Annotated in this window: 15 protein-coding genes and 1 tRNA gene; 6 read left to right on the top strand and 10 right to left on the bottom strand. The window is 67.7% G+C overall.

What is annotated here, in order from left to right; genetic code table 11:
* The first annotated feature begins 6 nt into the window (after positions 1 to 6).
* Together H0B43_RS29635 and H0B43_RS29630 are read left to right on the top strand one after the other, a co-directional pair.
* Positions 7 to 1,602 (top strand): glycoside hydrolase family 13 protein, encoded by a 1,596-nt coding sequence (locus H0B43_RS29635; protein ID WP_185724678.1) that lies wholly within the window; start codon positions 7 to 9, stop codon positions 1,600 to 1,602.
* Positions 1,590 to 2,501, top strand: a complete 912-nt coding sequence (locus H0B43_RS29630; RefSeq protein WP_185724679.1) for a DMT family transporter — start codon at positions 1,590 to 1,592, stop codon at positions 2,499 to 2,501. The genes H0B43_RS29635 and H0B43_RS29630 overlap by 13 nt, the downstream gene beginning before the upstream one ends.
* On the opposite strand, the gene H0B43_RS29625 is transcribed toward H0B43_RS29630, so the two are convergent.
* The 7 genes from H0B43_RS29625 to H0B43_RS29595 all read right to left on the bottom strand — a co-directional run bounded on the left by H0B43_RS29625 (position 2,487) and on the right by H0B43_RS29595 (position 13,497).
* Positions 2,487 to 3,194, bottom strand: coding sequence for a hypothetical protein (locus H0B43_RS29625; RefSeq protein ID WP_185724680.1), 708 nt, complete (start codon positions 3,192 to 3,194; stop codon positions 2,487 to 2,489). The two genes, H0B43_RS29630 and H0B43_RS29625, sit on opposite strands and share 15 nt — an antisense overlap.
* Complete coding sequence (locus H0B43_RS29620) at positions 3,187 to 3,612, bottom strand: thioesterase family protein (protein ID WP_073360318.1); 426 nt, start codon at positions 3,610 to 3,612, stop codon at positions 3,187 to 3,189. Before H0B43_RS29620 ends, H0B43_RS29625 begins: the two co-directional genes overlap by 8 nt.
* Entirely contained in the window at positions 3,609 to 8,510 is a 4,902-nt protein-coding gene (locus H0B43_RS29615; protein WP_185724681.1) for an NAD-glutamate dehydrogenase, read from the bottom strand. Before H0B43_RS29615 ends, H0B43_RS29620 begins: the two co-directional genes overlap by 4 nt.
* A gap of 108 nt (positions 8,511 to 8,618) precedes the next feature.
* Complete coding sequence (locus H0B43_RS29610; RefSeq protein ID WP_185724682.1) at positions 8,619 to 9,041, bottom strand: thioesterase family protein; 423 nt, start codon at positions 9,039 to 9,041, stop codon at positions 8,619 to 8,621.
* Positions 9,042 to 9,044: 3 nt separating this feature from the next.
* Positions 9,045 to 10,724 carry an energy-dependent translational throttle protein EttA gene (gene ettA, locus H0B43_RS29605; RefSeq protein ID WP_185724683.1) on the bottom strand — a complete coding sequence of 560 codons (1,680 nt, stop codon included), beginning with the start codon at positions 10,722 to 10,724 and terminating at the stop codon, positions 9,045 to 9,047.
* A 132-nt stretch (positions 10,725 to 10,856) separates the two neighbouring features.
* Positions 10,857 to 11,297 carry a single-stranded DNA-binding protein gene (locus tag H0B43_RS29600; protein ID WP_185724684.1) on the bottom strand — a complete coding sequence of 147 codons (441 nt, stop codon included), beginning with the start codon at positions 11,295 to 11,297 and terminating at the stop codon, positions 10,857 to 10,859.
* A 169-nt stretch (positions 11,298 to 11,466) separates the two neighbouring features.
* Positions 11,467 to 13,497 (bottom strand): cytochrome c oxidase assembly protein, encoded by a 2,031-nt coding sequence (locus H0B43_RS29595; protein ID WP_185724685.1) that lies wholly within the window; start codon positions 13,495 to 13,497, stop codon positions 11,467 to 11,469.
* Between the two features lie 103 nt (positions 13,498 to 13,600).
* Between H0B43_RS29595 and H0B43_RS29590 the strand changes: the two genes are divergently transcribed.
* Positions 13,601 to 13,978, top strand: coding sequence for a DUF4345 family protein (locus tag H0B43_RS29590; protein WP_185724686.1), 378 nt, complete (start codon positions 13,601 to 13,603; stop codon positions 13,976 to 13,978).
* 59 nt (positions 13,979 to 14,037) lie between these two features.
* Positions 14,038 to 14,110, top strand: a tRNA-Arg gene (locus tag H0B43_RS29585).
* A 71-nt stretch (positions 14,111 to 14,181) separates the two neighbouring features.
* Here H0B43_RS29585 and H0B43_RS29580 read toward each other — a convergent pair.
* The 3 genes from H0B43_RS29580 to H0B43_RS29570 form a co-directional block, all read right to left on the bottom strand.
* Entirely contained in the window at positions 14,182 to 15,006 is an 825-nt protein-coding gene (locus H0B43_RS29580; protein WP_185724687.1) for an alpha/beta fold hydrolase, read from the bottom strand.
* A gap of 229 nt (positions 15,007 to 15,235) precedes the next feature.
* Positions 15,236 to 15,793, bottom strand: a complete 558-nt coding sequence (locus tag H0B43_RS29575) for a PaaI family thioesterase (RefSeq protein ID WP_312033649.1) — start codon at positions 15,791 to 15,793, stop codon at positions 15,236 to 15,238.
* Positions 15,793 to 16,509, bottom strand: a complete 717-nt coding sequence (locus H0B43_RS29570; RefSeq protein WP_185724688.1) for an SDR family oxidoreductase — start codon at positions 16,507 to 16,509, stop codon at positions 15,793 to 15,795. Before H0B43_RS29570 ends, H0B43_RS29575 begins: the two co-directional genes overlap by 1 nt.
* A gap of 88 nt (positions 16,510 to 16,597) precedes the next feature.
* On the opposite strand from H0B43_RS29570, the gene H0B43_RS29565 reads away from it, so the two are divergent.
* A complete protein-coding gene (locus tag H0B43_RS29565; RefSeq protein WP_185724689.1) occupies positions 16,598 to 17,101 on the top strand; it encodes a helix-turn-helix domain-containing protein in 504 nt (167 codons plus the stop codon).
* 100 nt (positions 17,102 to 17,201) lie between these two features.
* Positions 17,202 to 18,545, top strand: a complete 1,344-nt coding sequence (gene gdhA, locus H0B43_RS29560; RefSeq protein ID WP_185724690.1) for an NADP-specific glutamate dehydrogenase — start codon at positions 17,202 to 17,204, stop codon at positions 18,543 to 18,545.
* Positions 18,546 to 18,577 lie beyond the last annotated feature (32 nt).

Here is an 18,577-nt window from a genome sequence, read left to right as displayed (position 1 = left end):
GCGTTTGTGAGCACTCCCGCCGAAACGCCCGCCGACGACACCTCGCCGGCACCCTGGTGGTCCGACGCCGTCTTCTACCAGATCTATCCCCGCTCGTTCGCCGACGCGAACGGTGACGGCGTCGGCGACCTTCACGGCGTGCGGGACAAATTGGGCTACCTCGAACTCCTCGGCGTCGACGCCCTGTGGCTGAGCCCGGTCATGCGTTCACCGATGGCCGATCACGGTTACGACGTGTCCGATCCGCGCGACATCGATCCGCTTTTCGGTGACCTCGAGGCGATGGATGCACTGATCGAGGCCGCGCACGCACGCCAGATCAAGGTGACGATGGACCTGGTGCCCAACCACACCAGCGTCGAGCACGAATGGTTCCGGGCCGCACTCGCATCGCCGCCCGGCAGCCCGGAACGGGACCGGTACATCTTCCGCGACGGCCGCGGCACGGACGGCACGGAGCCGCCCAACAACTGGCCGAGCATCTTCGGCGGTCCGGCGTGGACGCGGATCACGGAGGCCGACGGCACGCCCGGCCAGTGGTACCTGCACATCTTCGCGACAGAGCAACCCGACCTGAACTGGGACAACCCGGAGGTCGTCGAGGATCTCACGAAGACGCTCCGGTTCTGGCTGGACCGGGGTGTCGACGGATTCCGCATCGACGTAGCACACGGCATGGCCAAGCCGGCGGGGCTGCCGGACCACGACTGGTCCGCCAACGAACTTCTGCAGAACTCGGACGACGATCCGCGGTTCGACAATCCCGCGGTCCACGACATCCACCGCGGCATCCGCAAGGTCCTCGACGAGTACCCGGGCACTATGGCCGTCGGCGAGATCTGGGTTCGCGACAACGAACGCTTCGGCGAGTACATCCGGCCCGACGAACTGCACCTCGGGTTCAACTTCCGGCTGGCGGAGGCCGAGTTCTCGGCGGAGTCCGTGCTGGAAGCCATCGAGAATTCCCTCACCGCCGTCGACCAGGTGGGCGGCACCCCCACCTGGACCCTGTCCAACCACGACGTGGAACGGGAAGTCACGCGGTACGGGGGCGGCGAGATCGGCACCGCACGCGCCCGGGCGATGGCACTGGTCGAACTGGCACTACCCGGAGCAGCGTTCCTGTACAACGGCGCCGAACTCGGCCTGCCCAACGTCGACCTGCCCGATTCGGCGTTGCAGGATCCGGTGTGGGAACGGTCCGATCACACCGAACGCGGCCGCGACGGATGCCGCGTCCCCCTGCCGTGGGAGGGCGCCGCGCCCCCGTTCGGATTCAGCACGGGCGAGCCGTGGTTGCCGATGCCACCGGACTGGTCGCGGCTCACCGTCGAGGCGCAGCTCGAGGACGTCACGTCGACGCTCTCGCTGTATCGGGCCGCGCTCGAACTGCGCTCGTTCCGGCCGGAATTCTCCGGTCCCGGCGTCGACTGGTACGGCAGCCCCGCCGGGTGCTTCGCCTTCCGCAGACGCGGCGGCCTGATCTGCGCCCTCAACGCCACCGGAACGCCGATCTCCCTGCCGCCGGGTGAGGTGCTGCTGAGCAGCGCCCCGCTGATCGAGGGACAGCTCCCGCCGAACGCGGCTGCGTGGCTCATCTGACCCGGACTCCCGCGGTCGCGGCGGTCGTCGCGGCCTCGATCCTGTTCGCCACGACGGGAACCGCGCAGGCGCTCGCGTCCCGCTCACTCGGATACGATCTCGACCCGCTGGCCGTCGGCTCGGTGCGGGTCGTGGCGGCGGGTGCGCTTCTCGCCGCGTTCGCGGCGGTGCGCGGGGGTCTCGGATTCGGTGCCCGCTCCGGGTTCCGCGGGTATGCACCCGCAGTGTGGGGCGGGATCGGGGTCGCGGCCTACCAGCTCGGATTCTTCACCGGTGTGCAGAGCGCCGGGGTGGCGGCGGGCACGATGATCGCGCTGGGCTCGGGCCCCGCGTTCACCGGCGCCCTGCAGTGGGTGGTGCATCGCCGGCGGCCCGGTCCGGTGTGGGCCGTCTCGACCGTCATCGCGGTCGCCGGGATGGGGTTGATCGTGGCGGGCACCACCGAGGGCTCCGACGCGTCCGGGGTGCCGGCGGGCGCACTGCCCGCGCTGATCGCCGGTCTCGGGTACGCCGCCTACACGGTGGCGGGGTCGTCACTGCTGACGGCGGGCGCGAGCCCCGAGGCCGTGATGGGGCAGATGTTCGGTCTCGGGGGTCTGTTCCTGATCCCCGTCCTCGTCGCCACCTGGCCCGGCGGGCTCGACACCGGAGCGGGCGCGGCCGCCGCCGCATACCTGGCGATCGTCCCGACGGTGCTGGCGTATCTGCTGTTCGCCGCCGGGCTGCGGCGGCTGCCGCCCGCGACGGTCGCGACCCTCACGCTCACCGAGCCGGTGGTCGCAGCGCTCCTCGGCACCGTGGTGCTCGGTGAGCAGCTGACCGTGGTCGCGGGGCTGGGCATGGCGGCCGTCGTCGCGTCACTTGCCGTTCTGGCCACCAGCACATTACGGGCCGGCTGACGACCCGCTACGGGCCACCGACAACGGGATCCCGCCGCCGCGGTGCCGGTAGATCGAACCGAATCGGGCATCCACCCGCAACCACGACCCCGTGGCCCGGACCCGGACCAGTTCGGAGGCGTCGATCCGCTCGGGGTCGAGGTCGGCGGTCAGCCGATCCGAACCCGCCTGCGGAACGAACCCCATCGCGGTGAGCGCGAACACCACCCGCATCGGGATGCCGACCGACTGCTCCGCGCCGTGCACCTGCAGCACTTCCTGGTCGAGAAGCGAGGCGGGCGGGCCGTGGCTGCTGCCGTGCTCCTGCGCCAGTGCCGCACCGCGCTGGGCGAGGTCGACGAGCACGCGCGCGGGGACGTCGTCGACGTGAACGAAACCCTCCGTCGGCGGAAGCGCGCCCCGCCACGCCGAATCCATCGAGAACCCGGGGTCGATGTCGGCGGTCGTCGCCGCGTCGAGCGCGGCGAGCAGTTGGTCGCCGGCCGCCGATGTGTCGTCCGGGGTGATCGTCCCCGCGACCGTGCGCACCGCCAGCGCGTCGAAACCCGTTGCCGCCCAGACTGTCAGGCGTCCGGCGCCGCGCTGCCGAAAACGGACCACCGCGGACTCGTCCAACCGGACCACGCGGGTGAGGAACGTGGCGAGATCACCACGCTCCGTCGCGTCCGGGATCGACAGGACGCGCTCATGCACGCTGCCAGCTCTCCAGATACGCACGCTCGACGTCGGTGATCCTGCGCAGCCTCTGGGTGTCGATGTCGAACGCCGCGATCTGTGTCGACGCGACGATGGACGGCGCGACCGAGACGTCGACACCCTTGGGGCGGACCTCGTAGCCGATCGTGAAATCGACGGCCCGGACCTTCTCCACCCACATCAGGACGTCGAGCGGTGAATCGCTGTGCCGGAGCTGCCCGCGGTAGCGCACGTGGAGATCCGCGATGACCGCGCCGTCACGCAGGGTGACGGTGGGCCGATCGTCCTCGAAGAGCCAGGGAATCCGCGCCTCTTCCAGCAACGTCACCATCCGAGCGTGGTTGATGTGCTGGAAGACGTCCATGTCCGACCAGCGAACTTCGACCTCCGCGTGAAAACCCTCGCTCAACGTCATACCTCCGATCGGGTGCCCACACCTCGCACCATGCTGCGTACCTGACGCGCCGCCACCGAGAGCGTCGCGAGGTCAAGGGTCCCAGACTCGAAAATTTCGGTGAGAGCGGACCTCGCCCTGGCCAGCCGGGACGCGTTCGTCGATTCCCAGTCGTCGATCTTCTCCTGCGGGGTCTCGTGCGGTTCACCGCCCATCAGCACTTCCATGGTGAGCTGGCGCAGCGAACTGTAGAGGTCGTCGCGCAACGCGAGGCGGGCCAGCGAGTGCCAGCGGTCACCGCGTGCCAGGGTCGACACCGCGCTCAGCAGCCAGTCGACACCGAGGTGGGCGTCGAGTTCGTAGTACAGCTCCGCCACTTCGTCGATGTCACGCTCGGCGATGTCGGCGACGTCGATGATGTCGAGCAGGCAGAACTTGTCCAGCAGCCGGAAGACTTCGAAGGCGAGGTCCTCGGGGGCCCCGCGAGTCACGAGCGGCCGCGCCCGGTTCTCCACGTCGGCGAGCTGATGCCCCCTGACCAGCTGGGGCACCCGCGGCGAGAGCGCCCGGAAATCCGCCGAGTACCGGGCGATCTCCGCGCCCACCGCGAGGGGCTGCGGCCGGTTGGTCAGCAACCACCGGGACGCGCGGTCCAGGACCCGGCCGGATTCGAGGATCAGCTCGTCCTCGAGGTCTGCCGCGATGTTCGCCGACCGGATCCTCGACCACAGGTCGGGCAGGGCGAAGATCTCGGTGACCGCGGCGTACGCGCGGATCGCGTCGGTGCTGCTCGCACCCGCCTCGTCGGCCAATCGATAGGCGAAGGTGATGCCGCCATTGTCGATGGTCTCGTTCGCAAGCATCGTCGCCACGATCTGCCTGCGCAGGGGATGCGCCTTGATCGCCGTGCGGAACCGCTTGCGCAGTCCGGTCGGGAAGTATCGCGGCAGCCGCGGCGCGAACGTCTCGCTGTCCGGGAGATCCGTCGCGAGGAGATCGTCCTTGAGCGCGAGTTTCACGTGCGCGGTGAGTGTTGCCAGTTCCGGAGAGGTCAAGCCCTGCCCCGCCTGCCTGCGGCGCGCGATCTCGTCCTCGGTGGGCAGTGCCTCCAGCTTGCGGTCGAGGCCGCGGCGCGACACCAGGTGCTCGATCTGGCGGCGATGCACGCTCAGCATCGGCACCGCGCTGGTACGCGAGACGCCGAGCAGATCGTTCTGCGCGATGTTGTTCGCGAGCACCAGGTGCGCCACCTCGTCCGTCATCGACGCCAGCAGCGGATTACGCTCCTCCCTCGGCAACCCGCCGCTGCTCACCAGCGAATCCAGCAGGATCTTGATGTTCACCTCGTGATCGGAGCAGTCGACGCCCGCCGAGTTGTCGATCGCGTCGGTGTTGATCCGGCCACCGTTCTGGCTGTACTCGATGCGGCCGAGCGGGGTGACCCCGAGGTTGCCGCCTTCGCCGACCACCCGGGCCCGCACGTCGTTGCCGTCGACGCGCACCGCGTCATTGCTCTTGTCGCCCACCATCGCATTGGTCTCGGTGGACGCCTTGACGTAGGTACCGATCCCGCCGTTCCACAGCAGATCCACCGGGGCATGCAGGATCGCCCGGACCAGTTCCGGCGGCGACATCTCGGTGATCATGTCGTCGAGCCCGAGCGCCGAGCGTGCGGCGGCGCTGATCGGGACCGATTTGCGGGTGCGGTCCCACACTCCCCCGCCCTCGCTGATCAGGGCGGTGTCGTAGTCGGCCCACGACGACCGCGGCAGTGCGAACATCCGCGAGCGCTCCTCGAAGGACCGCGCCGCGTCGGGGTCCGGATCGAGGAAGATGTGCCGGTGATCGAACGCGGCGACCAACCGGATGTGCCGGCTCAGGAGCATGCCGTTGCCGAAGACGTCGCCGCTCATGTCGCCGACACCGACCACGGTGAAGTCCTCGGCCTGGGTGTCGATCCCCATCTCGCGGAAATGCCGTTTCACGCTTTCCCAGGCACCGCGCGCGGTGATGCCCATCTCCTTGTGGTCGTATCCGGCCGAGCCACCGGAGGCGAACGCGTCCCCGAGCCAGAACTTGTACTGTTCCGCAACCGAATTGGCGAGATCGGAGAATTTCGCGGTGCCCTTGTCCGCGGCCACGACCAGGTACCGGTCGTCGCCGTCCAACCGCACCACCCGGGCAGGCGGCACGATCTCCCCCGATGCCTGATCGACGTTGTCGGTGAGATCGAGGAGCCCGGAGATGAACGTGCGGTAGCAGTCCTGGCCGGCCTCGAGCGCGGCCGCGCGATCGGCCGCCGCATCCCCCGACGGTGTCGGCGGATTCTTGACGACGAAACCGCCCTTCGCCCCGACCGGGACGATCACCGCGTTCTTCACGGCCTGAGCCTTCGCCAGCCCCAGGATCTCGGTGCGGAAATCCTCGCGCCGATCCGACCAGCGCAGTCCGCCGCGAGCGACGGACCCGAACCGCAGGTGCACACCCTCGACGTCGGGCGAGTAGACGAAGATCTCAAACTTCGGCCGCGGCTTCGGCAATTCCTGGATCGATTGGGGATCGAGCTTGATCGACAGGTAGGTCTGCGGGTCCCCGGTCGCGCCGATGACGAAATAGTTGGTCCGCAGAGTCGATTTGATCAGCCCGAACAGACCACGCAGGATGCGGTCCGCATCGAGGCTGACCACGGAGTCGATGTACTCCTTGAGGCGGGCTTCGAGCTCGGACACCCGGTCGGGCGAGGGCGTCTCCGGGTCGAACATCGCCTCGAACAACTCGACCAGGGTGCACGCCGAACGAGGGTTGGCCAGCGCGACCCCCTCGATGTGGAACTGGCTGTAGGGAAATCCCGCCTGACGCAGGTACTTCGTGTAGGCCCGCAGAATCACCGCCTGACGCCACGACATGCCCGCCCGCAGGATCAGTTCGTTGAAACGGTCGGCCTCCGCCCGCCCGAACCACACCGCCGTGAACGCATCCGTGAACCGTTCCTGCAGCTTCGGCTCGGCAGCGGACGCCTCCTCGGCGGCGAGTTCCGCGTCCAGGTCGTCTTCCACCGAGGAGCGGAGCAATTCCGCGGGCACCGACAATCCGAAATCGTAGATCCAGCAGTTCATCCCGTCGGGACGGGGAATCAGGTAGGGCCGCTCGTCGAGAACCTCCACCCCCAGACTCTGCAGCACCGGGAGCACCTGGCTGAGGGAGATGCCGTCACCCCCGACGTAGAGGGTGAACCGCCAGCGCCCGACCTCTGCCCCGCGGTCGCGGTAGAGCAGCAGGTCGATCGACCCCTCCGCGAGGGCCTCCAGCCTCGCGAGGTCGGACAACGCGCGCGCGGCGTCGAAATCTTCCTTGTACCCCTCGGGCAGAACGGCGGCATAACGCTGCGCCAGAACGGGATCCACATCCGTGGTGACCGGGAGGAGGTCGCCGAGATGGTCGTCCCAGCTGCGGCTCGCCTCGGCCAGCATCGCCTGCACCCGTTCGCGATCGGCGTCCGACAGGTTGAGTTTCGCCCCCGCCTGTCCGGCGCTCTTGCGGATCGTCACGTGCAGCAGAGCGAGGTCGGACTCGGTGACGCGCGCCGTGTATTCCAATGTGCCGCCGCCGAATTCCCGCAGCAGGATGTCCTGCATGGCGAGCCGGACCCGAGTGGTGTACCGATCGCGGGGAAGATAGATCAGGCAGGAGACGAAACGACCGAGGAAGTCCTCGCGCACGAACAGGCGCACCTGGCGCCGGAGCCCGATGCTGTGCACGGCGGTCACCGTGTCGTACAGCGTGTCCGCATCGCTCGAGAACAGCTCGGTGCGGGGGAACGACTGGATGACCTCCAGCATCGCCTGACCCGAATACGAGTTCAACTGGAACCCGGCCCGCTCGATCACCTTGCGGACCCGCCGGGCGATCACGGGAATGTCGAGGACGTTCTCGTGCAGCGCCGTGACGGTGAACACGCCGAGGAAGCGGTGCTCACCGGTGATGTTGCCGTCCTCGTCGAGGATGCTGACGCCGACGAAAAACGGGTAGACCGCCCGGTGCACGGTCGCGGGGAACGAGCCCTGCGTCAACACGAGCAGGGGCCGGTCGGGGATCTCGGCGGCCGGGGGCAGACTCAGCGGGCCTTCGGTCACGGTGTCGGAGCGCAGCAGTCCGAGACCGCTGCCCGGCACCACCTGCAGACTCCGGGCCCCGGAACCGTCCGGCTCCCCCAGCTGGAAGCGCCGGTACCCGAGGGCCGCATAGTTGCCCTGCGACATCCACCGCAGCAGATCGGCGCAGTCCTCGAGGTCTTCCTTGGACACACCGGGACGCGGCGCGGACGCCTCGAGTTCGTCGGCGAGCGTCCGCTCCAGTTTGCGCATGATGTCGGTGTCCCGGACCACCTGGCGCACGTCGCCGAGGACGGTGCCGACTTCCTTCTCGAGCGTGTCGAGAACCGCGGAGTCGGTACGCGGGTCGAGTTGGACGTGAATCCACGATTCGGAGATGCCGTCTCCGTCGGCATCCTTGGCCTTGTCTCCCATGAGGATTTCGCGCAGTGCGCCGATCGGATCGCGCCGGACCGAAATGATCGGATGGACGAATTCGCTGATTCCGATGCCGAGGCGGTTCAGCAACGCGGTGATCGATTCGACGAGCAGCGGCATGTCATCGTTGACGATCTGCAGGGACGCACCGAGTTCGTGCCCGTCGCCGGGACGGTAGACGCGGGTGACGGCCCGCTCGGGTGGGCGTTGCAGGGCCAGCGTCAGGTGCGCGCCGAGCACGACACCCGAGGCCCCGTTGACGGCGCTCTCGCTGTCGCCGCGGTCGACGTGCCGGAAGTACACGGCAGCGAGAGTCGGCACCTGAGATCGGAGACCTTCGGGCAGATTCCGCGCCCACTCCGCATCTTTCAGTTCTGCCGATTCCGTCATCGGGGCTCACTTCCTCTTCGTTCCGATCGCCGCGGGCAACTCTCTCGAGACTAGCCCGCGGCGATGGGAACAGAGGGTGAACTTCGGGCACCCCGCGCGCCGGAACGTTCAGCCGGTGGTCGCCGGCGTGAGGTACCTCTCCAGCCCGCTCCGCTCCGCGTCGGACAGCGGCCGCGAGGATTCGGTCTTCACGTCGAACGCCACCAGAAGGGCGTCGCCCGTCGCGCAGCGGACCCCGTCACGATTCGTGACGACGTGCCGGATCGTGTACGACGACGTACCGACGTGCAGCACCGACACCTCGATCTGCAACGGACCCGAGGCGTCGGTGACGGGGCGCAGGAATTCGACGTCCATCTTGCGCACCACCATCGCACCGGGCCGCTCACCGTTCGCGCGCAGCTCGCTGGTCAGGAAATGGATACGCGCTTCCTGCATGTACTCGACGAATCGGGTGTTGTTGACGTGACCCAGCCGGTCGGAGTCACCCCACCGCACCTGGATCTCGTACGTGAAGGCCTTCTGCCCCACAGGTCAGTCCCTCGTGAGCTTGCGGTGGGTCACGCGGTGCGGACGTGCCGCATCCGGTCCGAGCCGCTCGACCTTGTTGGCCTCGTAGCCTTCGAAGTTGCCCTCGTACCAGTACCAGGCAGCTTCGTTGTCGCCGAAGCCACCCTCCCACGCGAGGATGTGCGTGCAGGTGCGGTCGAGGAACCAGCGGTCGTGGGAGATCACGACGGCGCAGCCGGGGAACTGTTCGAGCGCGTTCTCCAGCGAACCGAGGGTTTCGACGTCCAGGTCGTTGGTCGGTTCGTCGAGCAGGATCAGGTTGCCGCCCTGCTTCAGCGTCATCGCGAGGTTCAGGCGGTTGCGCTCACCACCGGACAGGACGCCGGCCGGCTTCTGCTGATCGTGGCCCTTGAACCCGAACGAGCTGATGTAGGCGCGCGACGGCATCTCCGTCTGGCCGACCACGATGTGATCGAGACCGTCGGACACGACCTCCCACACCGTCTTGTCGGGGTCGATGCCGGTGCGGTTCTGGTCGACGTAGCTGAGCTTGACCGTCTGACCGATCTTCACCTCGCCCGCGTCCGGCTGTTCGAGGCCGACGACGGTCTTGAACAGCGTCGTCTTACCGACACCGTTGGGGCCGATCACACCGACGATGCCGTTACGCGGCAGCGTGAACGACAGGTCCTTGATCAGAACCCGGCCGTCGAAGCCCTTGTCGAGGTTCGACACCTCCACGACGACGTCGCCGAGGCGCGGCGGTGCCGGGATCTGGATCTCGTCGAAGTCGAGCTTGCGGGTCTTCTCGGCCTCGTTGGCCATTTCCTCGTAGCGGTCGAGGCGGGCCTTGTTCTTGGCCTGACGGGCCTTCGCACCCGAGCGAACCCAGGCCAGCTCTTCCTTGAGGCGCTTCTGCAGTTTCTGGTCCTTCTTGCCCTGGACCTCGAGTCGCGCGGCCTTCTGCTCCAGGTACGTGGAGTAGTTGCCCTCGTACGGGTACAGGCGACCTCGGTCGACCTCACAGATCCACTGCGCGACGTGGTCGAGGAAGTACCGGTCGTGCGTGACGGCCAGGATGGCGCCGGGGTAGGCGGCGAGGTGCTGCTCCAGCCACAGGACGCTCTCCGCGTCGAGGTGGTTGGTCGGTTCGTCGAGCAGCAGCAGGTCGGGCTTGCTGAGCAGGAGTTTGCAGAGGGCGACGCGGCGCTTCTCGCCACCGGACAGGTGGGTGACCATTTCCTCCGGCGGCGGACAGCGCAGTGCGTCCATCGCCTGCTCGAGCTGGGAGTCGATCTCCCACGCGTCGGCGTGGTCGAGCTTCTCCTGGAGCTCGCCCATCTCCTCCATCAGCTCGTCGGAGTAGTCGGTGGCCATCAGCTCGGCGATCTCGTTGTACCGCTTGAGCTGGACCATGGTTTCACCCATGCCCTCTTCGACGTTCTCGCGAACGGTCTTGGTCTCGTCGAGGTGCGGTTCCTGCATGAGGATCCCGACGGTGGCACCGGGAGCGATGAACGCTTCACCGTTGCCCGGCTGATCCAGCCCCGCCATGATCTTGAGGATGCTGGATTTACCCGCGCCGTTCGGGCCGACCACACCGATCTTGGCGCCGGGGTAGAAGCTCATCGTGACGTCATCGAGGATGACCTTGTCACCGTGCGCCTTGCGCACCTTCTTCATCGTGTAAATGAACTCAGCCATGGGGCCAGCCTAATGGTGGAGCGCGATGAACCCACATCGCGGAGGGTCGCGGACGTGCCGAGGGGCGGCGAGGACGAATCCGCGGGCACCGGCGCCGGGATTGCGAGGTCGGCGCGGGTGCCCGCCGACGCGCTACGCGACGAGGGACCGGGTGGCGACCTCGTCCGTCACCGGCGACGCCGTGCCTTCGTCCGCGCCGACGCCCACGCCTCTCGGTGTGCGCTCGAGGACAACCGTGCAGCGGGCCAGATCCGGTCCGATCGCGGTCGCGCTCAACTCCAGGTCGGAGCGGGCGACGCCGTCCCGCGTGGTGTATTCGGTGGTGCGCAGGTCGCCGGTCACGAGGACGGGATCCCCCTTCGCGATCGCCCCGGCGACGCCGGCCATGAGCCTGCGCCGGCAGGTCACCGTCAGGTAGAGCGTGCTCCCGTCGCGCCACTCCCCCGTCGTGTGGTCGCGGCGCCGGACGGTGCTCGCCATCCGGAAGCTGAGGAACTCGTCACCGGCGGCGTTCGACCGGGTGACCGGGCTGGTGATCACCGTTCCGACCACGGTGCCGTGTGTTTCGTACATGACGCTCTACCCCCTGTGAGTGCGGCACGGTGCCGCCACTCACAGCGTGCCGTCCCCGCGCGCCGTGGTCGGCCGGGATCCGACATCTGTGGACAACCGGAGGGGCTGTGGATGACACCCCGGAAACGGTAGCGGGATGCCCGAACCTGTCGGGGTGGCGTGTTAGGGGTCAGCGGCCCGCTTCACGGTCCCGTCGCGCCAGCTCCGCGAACATCGCGTTGTGCGCTGCCAGATCCGCATCGTCGTCGCGGTCGGCGGCCCGGTCGACCCGCCGCGCGGTGCGCCCGTCGCTGCGGGACCACTGGATGAGCAGAGCCATCATCACCAGAACCAGCGGGATCTCACCGGTAGCCCAGGCGATGCTGCCGCCGAGCTGCTGGTCTCCCACCAGGTCGGCGTTCCAGCCGAGTCCGAGCGATCGGTAGTACCACTCGCCCATCACGGCGCCCATGCTCATCAGCGCGACACCGAAGAAGGCATGGAACGGCAGTGAGCCGAACACCATCGCGAGCTTCGTCACCGGTTGCAGCTTGCGCGGCGACGGATCGATGCCGATCGCGACCCAGTAGAACAGATAGCCGCTGAGCAGGAAATGCAGATTCATCAGGACGTGCGCGGAGTGGGAGTCGACCGTCGCCGCGAAGATCCCCCCGAGATACAGGGCGTAGAAGCCGCCCACGAACAGCACCGCCGCGACCACCGGGTGGGTGATGAACCGGGAGAACGGGCTGTGCAACGCGGTCAGGATCCATTCCCGCAATCCCGGCACGCCGTTTCTGCCCGCGGGGTCGAGGGCGCGCAGGGCGAGTGTGATCGGGGCACCCAGCACCAGAAGAACCGGGGCCAGCATGGACAGCGCCATGTGAGCGCCCATGTGCACGCTGAACACGGCCGGCGAGTAGCGGCCGACACCCGAGGACGTCGCGATCAGCAGCACCACGCATCCGCACATCCAAGCGACGGTCCGGCCGACCGGCCAGCCGTCACCGCGGCGTCGGAGTTTACGCAGCCCGAGCGCGTACACGACGGCGAGCCCGATCGCGGCGGTGCCGTAGAGGAGGTCGAAACGCCAGTCCAGCATCAGCCGGGCGAACGTCGGCGGTCCCGCGAGGTTGTAGCCGAGTTCCACCTCCGTGAGGGTGGGTGCGGCGGTCGGAGCGGGCGGCGGCGTGCGGCCGAGCCCGACGGCGAGGCCGATCGTCGCGGCGAAGACCATGGCCTCTGCGCCGGCGAATCGGATCAGGTTGCCGCGGCTCGTCGCGTCCTTCCGCAGCGCGGGCAGCGCCCGTCGACGCTGCGCCCAGCCGAAGACGCCCAGGATCACCAGGGCCACGGTCTTCGCGACCACCAGCCGCCCGTACGTCGTGTCGAGGAGGTCGTCGATCGGGACACGGACGAGTGCGTTCACCACACCGCTGACAGCCATGACCGCGAAGCAGGTGGTCGCGATCGTGGAGAACCTCCGCGCCGCGACATCGGTGTAGGCGCCCCGGCGCCGCGCATGGGCGAGGAGTGCGAACAGTCCGCCGGCCCACAGCGAGGCCGCGACGAGGTGCAGGATCAGGCTGTTCGTCGCCATGTCGTGTGAACCACCCGACGACGAATGGCCGGTCAATGCGAGCGGCATCAGACCGAGGATGCCGACGACCAGGAGGATCGGCGTCCACCACCACCGCAGCACCAGACGGGCGGCGATCGCGAGGACGATGGCGATGATCGCGGTCCAGCGCCAGGCCCCGGCCAGTTCGACCTGATCGATCGAGTTGAAGATGTTGGCCGGCTTGACCGCCTCGGCGAAGGGCTGCCCCGACGTGTCCGACAGCGTCAGCGGGACCAGGAGAAGGGCCGTCGCGGCCCACACGATGGCGGCGTACGACGCCGTCCGCACCGCGCGGTAGCCGTCCACGTCCAGAACCCCGGACTTCTGCGGCGGCACGAGGAACGCCGCGAGCAGCAACGATCCGATGGTGACGACGGCAGCGACCTCGGAGACGGCCCGCATGGCGGGCAGTCCGTACGTGGTGATCGGACCCGGATCCGGAATTCCCAGCAGCACGAGCGCCTGAGCAGCGGAAAGTCCGACGACGATTGCCGCAACCAGACCGGCGAGGACGCCGCCGACGACGAACAGGGCGGTCGAATCGGCACGATTCGGGGGTTTCGAAGCCGGGTCGGACGCCGCGAGCTGGGGTGTAGCCATACCTCAAGGGTAGGACCTACGACAGGCCGTCGGAGACACGAGGGTCCGGCGCAAGTTCCGGTTACCGTCGACGGGACGTGTCCCGAGGGAACGAGAGGCTGAGATGGCGGAGTTTCTGATCATCGTCGTGGCACTGTTCTTCGCCGGCATGGGCGTATACGGTCTCGCCGCGCCCGGCCTGCTGGTCGCCCCGTTCCGACTCACTGCGGATTCGGCGACGGCCCGCGCCGAGGTGCGCGCCGTTTACGGCGGGTTCGGTGTCGCGACGGCGGGGCTGCTCTTCTTCGCCGCATTCGATGCCTATGGCATCCGGTCCGTCGCGGCGGTGACGGTGGCCGTCGCCCTGCTGGGAATGGCCTTCGGCAGGATCGTGTCGGCCGTCGCCGACCGGCCGCCGCGCTTCTACCCCGTGTGGTTCTACTTCGTGGTCGAGGTCGTTCTGGCGGCACTGCTGCTCGCCGCCGTGGCCGTCGGCTCCTGACGCGGGCAGACCACAGCCCCGGTCGGCGCCTTCCGGGCGACAGGTAATATTTGCGGCGCGCCTCCGTAGCTCAGGGGATAGAGCAAGAGCCTTCTAATCTCTTGGTCGCAGGTTCGAATCCTGCCGGGGGCACTCATTCGGCGAAGTGCCGCTACGGCGAACACCCCCGATCACCTGGGCACACAGGAATCGGGGGCTCGGCGTCAGCCCTTCAAGAACTCCAGCAGGTCGGCGTTGATCGTCTCCGCCTGAGTGGTGGGCATGCCGTGCGGGAAGTCCTTGTACGTCTTCAGCGTCCCGTTCGCGAGAAGCTTCGCGGACAGGGGGCCCGCGTCGGCGTAGGGGACGATCTGATCGTCTTCGCTGTGCATCACGAGCACCGGCACGGTGATCTTCTTCAGGTCCTCGGTGAAGTCGGTCTGCGAGAAGGCGACGATTCCGTCGTAGTGCGCCTTGGCCCCGCCCATCATTCCCTGGCGCCACCAGTTCTCGATGATGGCCTCCGACGATTCCACGCCCGGCCGGTTGAAGCCGTAGAAGGGCCCCGACGGCAGGTCGCGATAGAAGACGGAACGGTTGGCCGCGAGTTGCGCCTGGAGATCGTCGAACACGGCCTTCGGGAGGCCGCCCGGGTTCGCCTCCGTCTTCACCATCAGCGGGGGCACCGCACTGATCAGAGCGGCCTTCGATACCCTGCTCTCGCCGTGCCGCGCGAGGTAGTGCACGACCTCGCCGCCACCGGTCGAGTGGCCGACGTGGATGGCGTCCTGCAGGTCGAGGTGCGAGGTCAGCGCCGCGAGGTCGTCGGCGTAGTGGTCCATGTCGTGGCCGTCGCCGGTCTGGGTGGAGCGTCCGTGCCCGCGCCGGTCGTGGGCGATGACGCGGTAGCCGTGCTGGAGGAAGAACAGCATCTGGGTGTCCCAGTCGTCTGCCGACAGCGGCCACCCGTGACTGAACACGATGGGTTGACCGGTTCCCCAGTCCTTGTAGAAGATCTCGGTGCCGTCCTGCGTGGTGATCGTGCCCATGGGGGTGCCTTCCTTGACCGCTGCGGGGATGACGCTGATGAGGACGCTTCAGTACATCAAATTTCGGTCCGCCGCCGGGCAGCTTCGAGGGCCCGGCCCGGGTGGCGTACTCGCGCGTAGCAAACCGACCGATTAGTCTTGTTCACGCATCGCCCCAACCCGACGGGGCAACGGTGCATCGGGACCCGCCACTCCCCTCCGCGAGTGGCGGGTTCCCGCACATCCGGCGTCAGGCCTCCGGCGGAATCTCGAACACCAGCAGTGTGCTGGTGGCGGTGGCGACGAGGCGGCCCTGCGAATCGGTGACCTCCCCTTCCGCGAACGCGATGCGGCGACCCGACTTCTTCACGACGCCGGTGGCCGTCAACGCACCCGAATCGCGGGTCGCTCCGCGGATGTAGTTGACCTTGATCTCGACCGAGGTGTACCCCCACCCCGCCGGCAGCGTCGAGTGCACCGCACATCCGGCCACCGAATCGAGCAGCGTGCAGACGGCACCGCCGTGGATCGCGCCGATGGGGTTGTACTGCGACTCGTCGGGATCGAGCGCGAATACCACCCTTCCGGGTTCGGCCTCCAGGAATCGCAGGTTCATGAGGCTGGCGATGGGCGGCGCGGGAACGCGTTCGTCGAGGATCGCCCGCAGGTAGGTGAGACCGTCGAGTTCCCGGGCCCTGCGTGCCGGCCCGGCCGGGTCGTGCCACTCGACGATCTTCGACCGCACCTCTCCCCACTCCGCGTCTGCCACGCCCTCGACCGTCGACACGTCACCGCCGAACACGTCCACTACGCGGCCCCCCGCTCCGCCGACTGCGGATAGAGAACGTCGAGGTCGCCCGAGAGTGCCGCCTTGACCGCACGGGTGGTGTCGTCGGCGAGGACCTCGTCCGCACCCGACTCGATGCCGTCGAACGCCAGTCGCGCGACCTCGGCCGCCGAGATCTTCTCGACGTCGAGTCCGCTCGTCATGTCGGTGTCCATGTACCCGAGATGCAGCCCGACCACCTGGATGTTCTGTGCCGCCAGTTCGGCGCGCATGGCGTTGGTGGCACTCCAGAGGGCGGCCTTCGAGACGCTGTAGGAGCCGCCGACGGCCAACCACGACAGCACGGAATGCACGTTGAGAATCGCGCCACCCCCGTTGGACGCGATGACCGGCGCTAGCGTGCGGGTCACGTTGAGAGGTCCGTAGAGGTTGGTTTCGAGTTCACGGCGCATCCCGTCGAGATCACCCGTCAACGGGGACTCGCCGATGAAGATGCCGGCGTTGTTGATCAGCACACCGAGATCGCCGACGATCTCCGCCGCGGCGTACACCGATTCGGGGTTGGTGACGTCCAGGTGCACGGGTACCACCCGCGGGTGCCCGTCGATCGTCGAGACGTCCCGTGCCGACGCGTAGACCGTTCGCGCTCCTCGCGCCAGCGCCTCGGCGACGAAGGCACGTCCGAGCCCGCGATTGGCCCCGGTGACCAGCACCGTTCGATCTTGAATCGTGGTCATGACGACCCCTTCGAATTAGTAAGTCCGATTTTCCAACTAACTGCGATTTCCGACACTAACCCCTATTAGTTGGAAAACACAACCCTCTATGATGGAGTACATGAACACCGGCGACACCGAGCCAGCGACACCCGAGATCGTGATGGACCGCATGCCACTGGCACCGAGACCCTGCGCCATCGCCGCCACGATGGAACTCATCGGCGACCGTTGGTCCATGCTGGTCATCCGCGAACTGAGTTACGGGGTGCACCGGTTCGACCGGATCGCCGGGTACATCGGCGTCTCCCGCGACATCCTCACCGCGCGTCTGCGCAAACTCGAGGAGGTCGGCGTCATCGAGCGCAGGCAGTACTCCGAGCACCCTCCCCGCTTCGAATACCACCTGACCCCGGCGGGCGAGGACTTGCGGCCACTGCTCCTCTCGCTGTTCCAATGGGGCAGCAAGTGGGCGGTCGACGAGGCCCCGTCCGTCCTCGTCCACGAGTGCGGACACTCACTGGCACTGGAGCAGCGGTGCGCGCATTGCGGCGAGGCCGTCGAGCACACCGCGGTCGCAGTGCATTCCCGCGCACCCCTGCGCAAGCCCTGAGCCGCACACACAGCGCGATACAGGACACCCGACACCCGGTCTATAGTTTCCAAAGTAAACGTCAGGTAACGAATTCCTCACACGTCAGGCAGGTGGGTCTGTGTCAACGCGCGACCAGGTAGCAGAGATCTACGAGCAGGTCCGCCTGCGGAACGCCGGAGAACCCGAGTTCCACCAGGCGGCCGCCGAGGTCTTCGAGTCGCTCCAGGTCGTGCTCGACCACCACCCCCACTACGCCGACTCCGGATTGATCGAGCGACTGTGCGAGCCCGAGCGCCAGATCATCTTCCGGGTGCCGTGGGTCGACGACGCCGGCAACGTGCGCGTCAACCGCGGCTTCCGCGTGCAGTACAACAGCGTGCTCGGCCCCTACAAGGGCGGCCTGCGGTTTCACCCCAGCGTGAATCTGGGAATCGTGAAGTTCCTCGGCTTCGAGCAGATCTTCAAGAACGCCCTCACCGGACTCCCGATCGGCGGCGGCAAGGGCGGCTCCGACTTCGACCCGAAGGGCCGTTCGGAGGCCGAGATCATGCGGTTCTGCCAGTCGTTCATGACCGAATTGCACCGCCACATCGGCGAGTACACCGACGTCCCGGCCGGCGACATCGGCGTCGGCGGCCGCGAGATCGGCTACCTGTTCGGTCAATACAAGCGTCTCACCAACTCCTACGAGTCCGGTGTCCTCACCGGCAAAGGCCTCACCTGGGGTGGATCGCAGGTGCGTCGCGAGGCCACCGGGTACGGCGTCGCCTACTTCGTCGCGGAAATGCTGAAGGCCGCGAACAGTTCGCTCGACGGCAAGACCGTCGTCGTCTCCGGGTCGGGCAACGTCGCGATCTACGCGATCGAGAAGGTGCACCAACTCGGCGGAATCGCGATCGCGTGCTCCGATTCGTCGGGATACATCGTCGACGAGAAAGGCATCGACCTCGAACTCCTGAAGGAGATCAAGGAGGTGCGCCGCGGACGGATCACCGAGTACGCCGACGCGGTGCCGCACGCCCGGTTCGTCCCGGACGGATCCATCTGGGATGTGCCGTGCGACGTGGCACTCCCCTGCGCCACCCAGAACGAACTCGACGACGCCGCCGCCAAGACCCTGGTCGCGAACGGGGTGCAGGCGGTGGCCGAGGGCGCGAACATGCCCACCACCCCGCAGGGGGTCCAGGTATTCCGCGATGCCGCCGTGGCCTTCGCACCGGGCAAGGCGGCCAACGCCGGTGGAGTGGCCACGTCGGCACTCGAGATGCAGCAGAACGCATCCCGCGACTCGTGGGGATTCGGCTACACCGACGAACGCCTGGCCGCGATCATGCGTGGCATCCACGAACGCACCGTGGCCACGGCCTCCGAATACGGCATGCCCGGCGACTACGTGCACGGCGCGAACATCGCCGGTTTCGTGAAGGTCGCCGACGCCATGATCTCGCTCGGCGTCATCTGATAGTTGAACCAAAGGGGGGCCACGACCGGTGA

The organism is Rhodococcus sp. 4CII (assembly GCF_014256275.1).
Classification (GTDB): domain Bacteria; phylum Actinomycetota; class Actinomycetes; order Mycobacteriales; family Mycobacteriaceae; genus Rhodococcus_F; species Rhodococcus_F wratislaviensis_A.
This window is presented reverse-complemented; position numbering and strand designations above follow the sequence as displayed.

Excerpts from the sequence above, each read along its gene's own strand:
- H0B43_RS29620 (WP_073360318.1), bottom strand. The coding sequence starts at position 3,612 with ATGACGTTGAGCGAGGGTTTTCACGCGGAGGTCGAAGTTCGCTGGTCG.
- H0B43_RS29615 (WP_185724681.1), bottom strand. The coding sequence starts at position 8,510 with ATGACGGAATCGGCAGAACTGAAAGATGCGGAGTGGGCGCGGAATCTG.
- ettA (WP_185724683.1), bottom strand. The coding sequence starts at position 10,724 with ATGGCTGAGTTCATTTACACGATGAAGAAGGTGCGCAAGGCGCACGGT.
- H0B43_RS29600 (WP_185724684.1), bottom strand. The coding sequence starts at position 11,297 with ATGTACGAAACACACGGCACCGTGGTCGGAACGGTGATCACCAGCCCG.
- H0B43_RS29595 (WP_185724685.1), bottom strand. The coding sequence starts at position 13,497 with ATGGCTACACCCCAGCTCGCGGCGTCCGACCCGGCTTCGAAACCCCCG.
- H0B43_RS29590 (WP_185724686.1), top strand. The coding sequence starts at position 13,601 with ATGGCGGAGTTTCTGATCATCGTCGTGGCACTGTTCTTCGCCGGCATG.
- H0B43_RS29580 (WP_185724687.1), bottom strand. The coding sequence starts at position 15,006 with ATGGGCACGATCACCACGCAGGACGGCACCGAGATCTTCTACAAGGAC.
- H0B43_RS29570 (WP_185724688.1), bottom strand. The coding sequence starts at position 16,509 with ATGACCACGATTCAAGATCGAACGGTGCTGGTCACCGGGGCCAATCGC.
- H0B43_RS29565 (WP_185724689.1), top strand. The coding sequence starts at position 16,598 with ATGATGGAGTACATGAACACCGGCGACACCGAGCCAGCGACACCCGAG.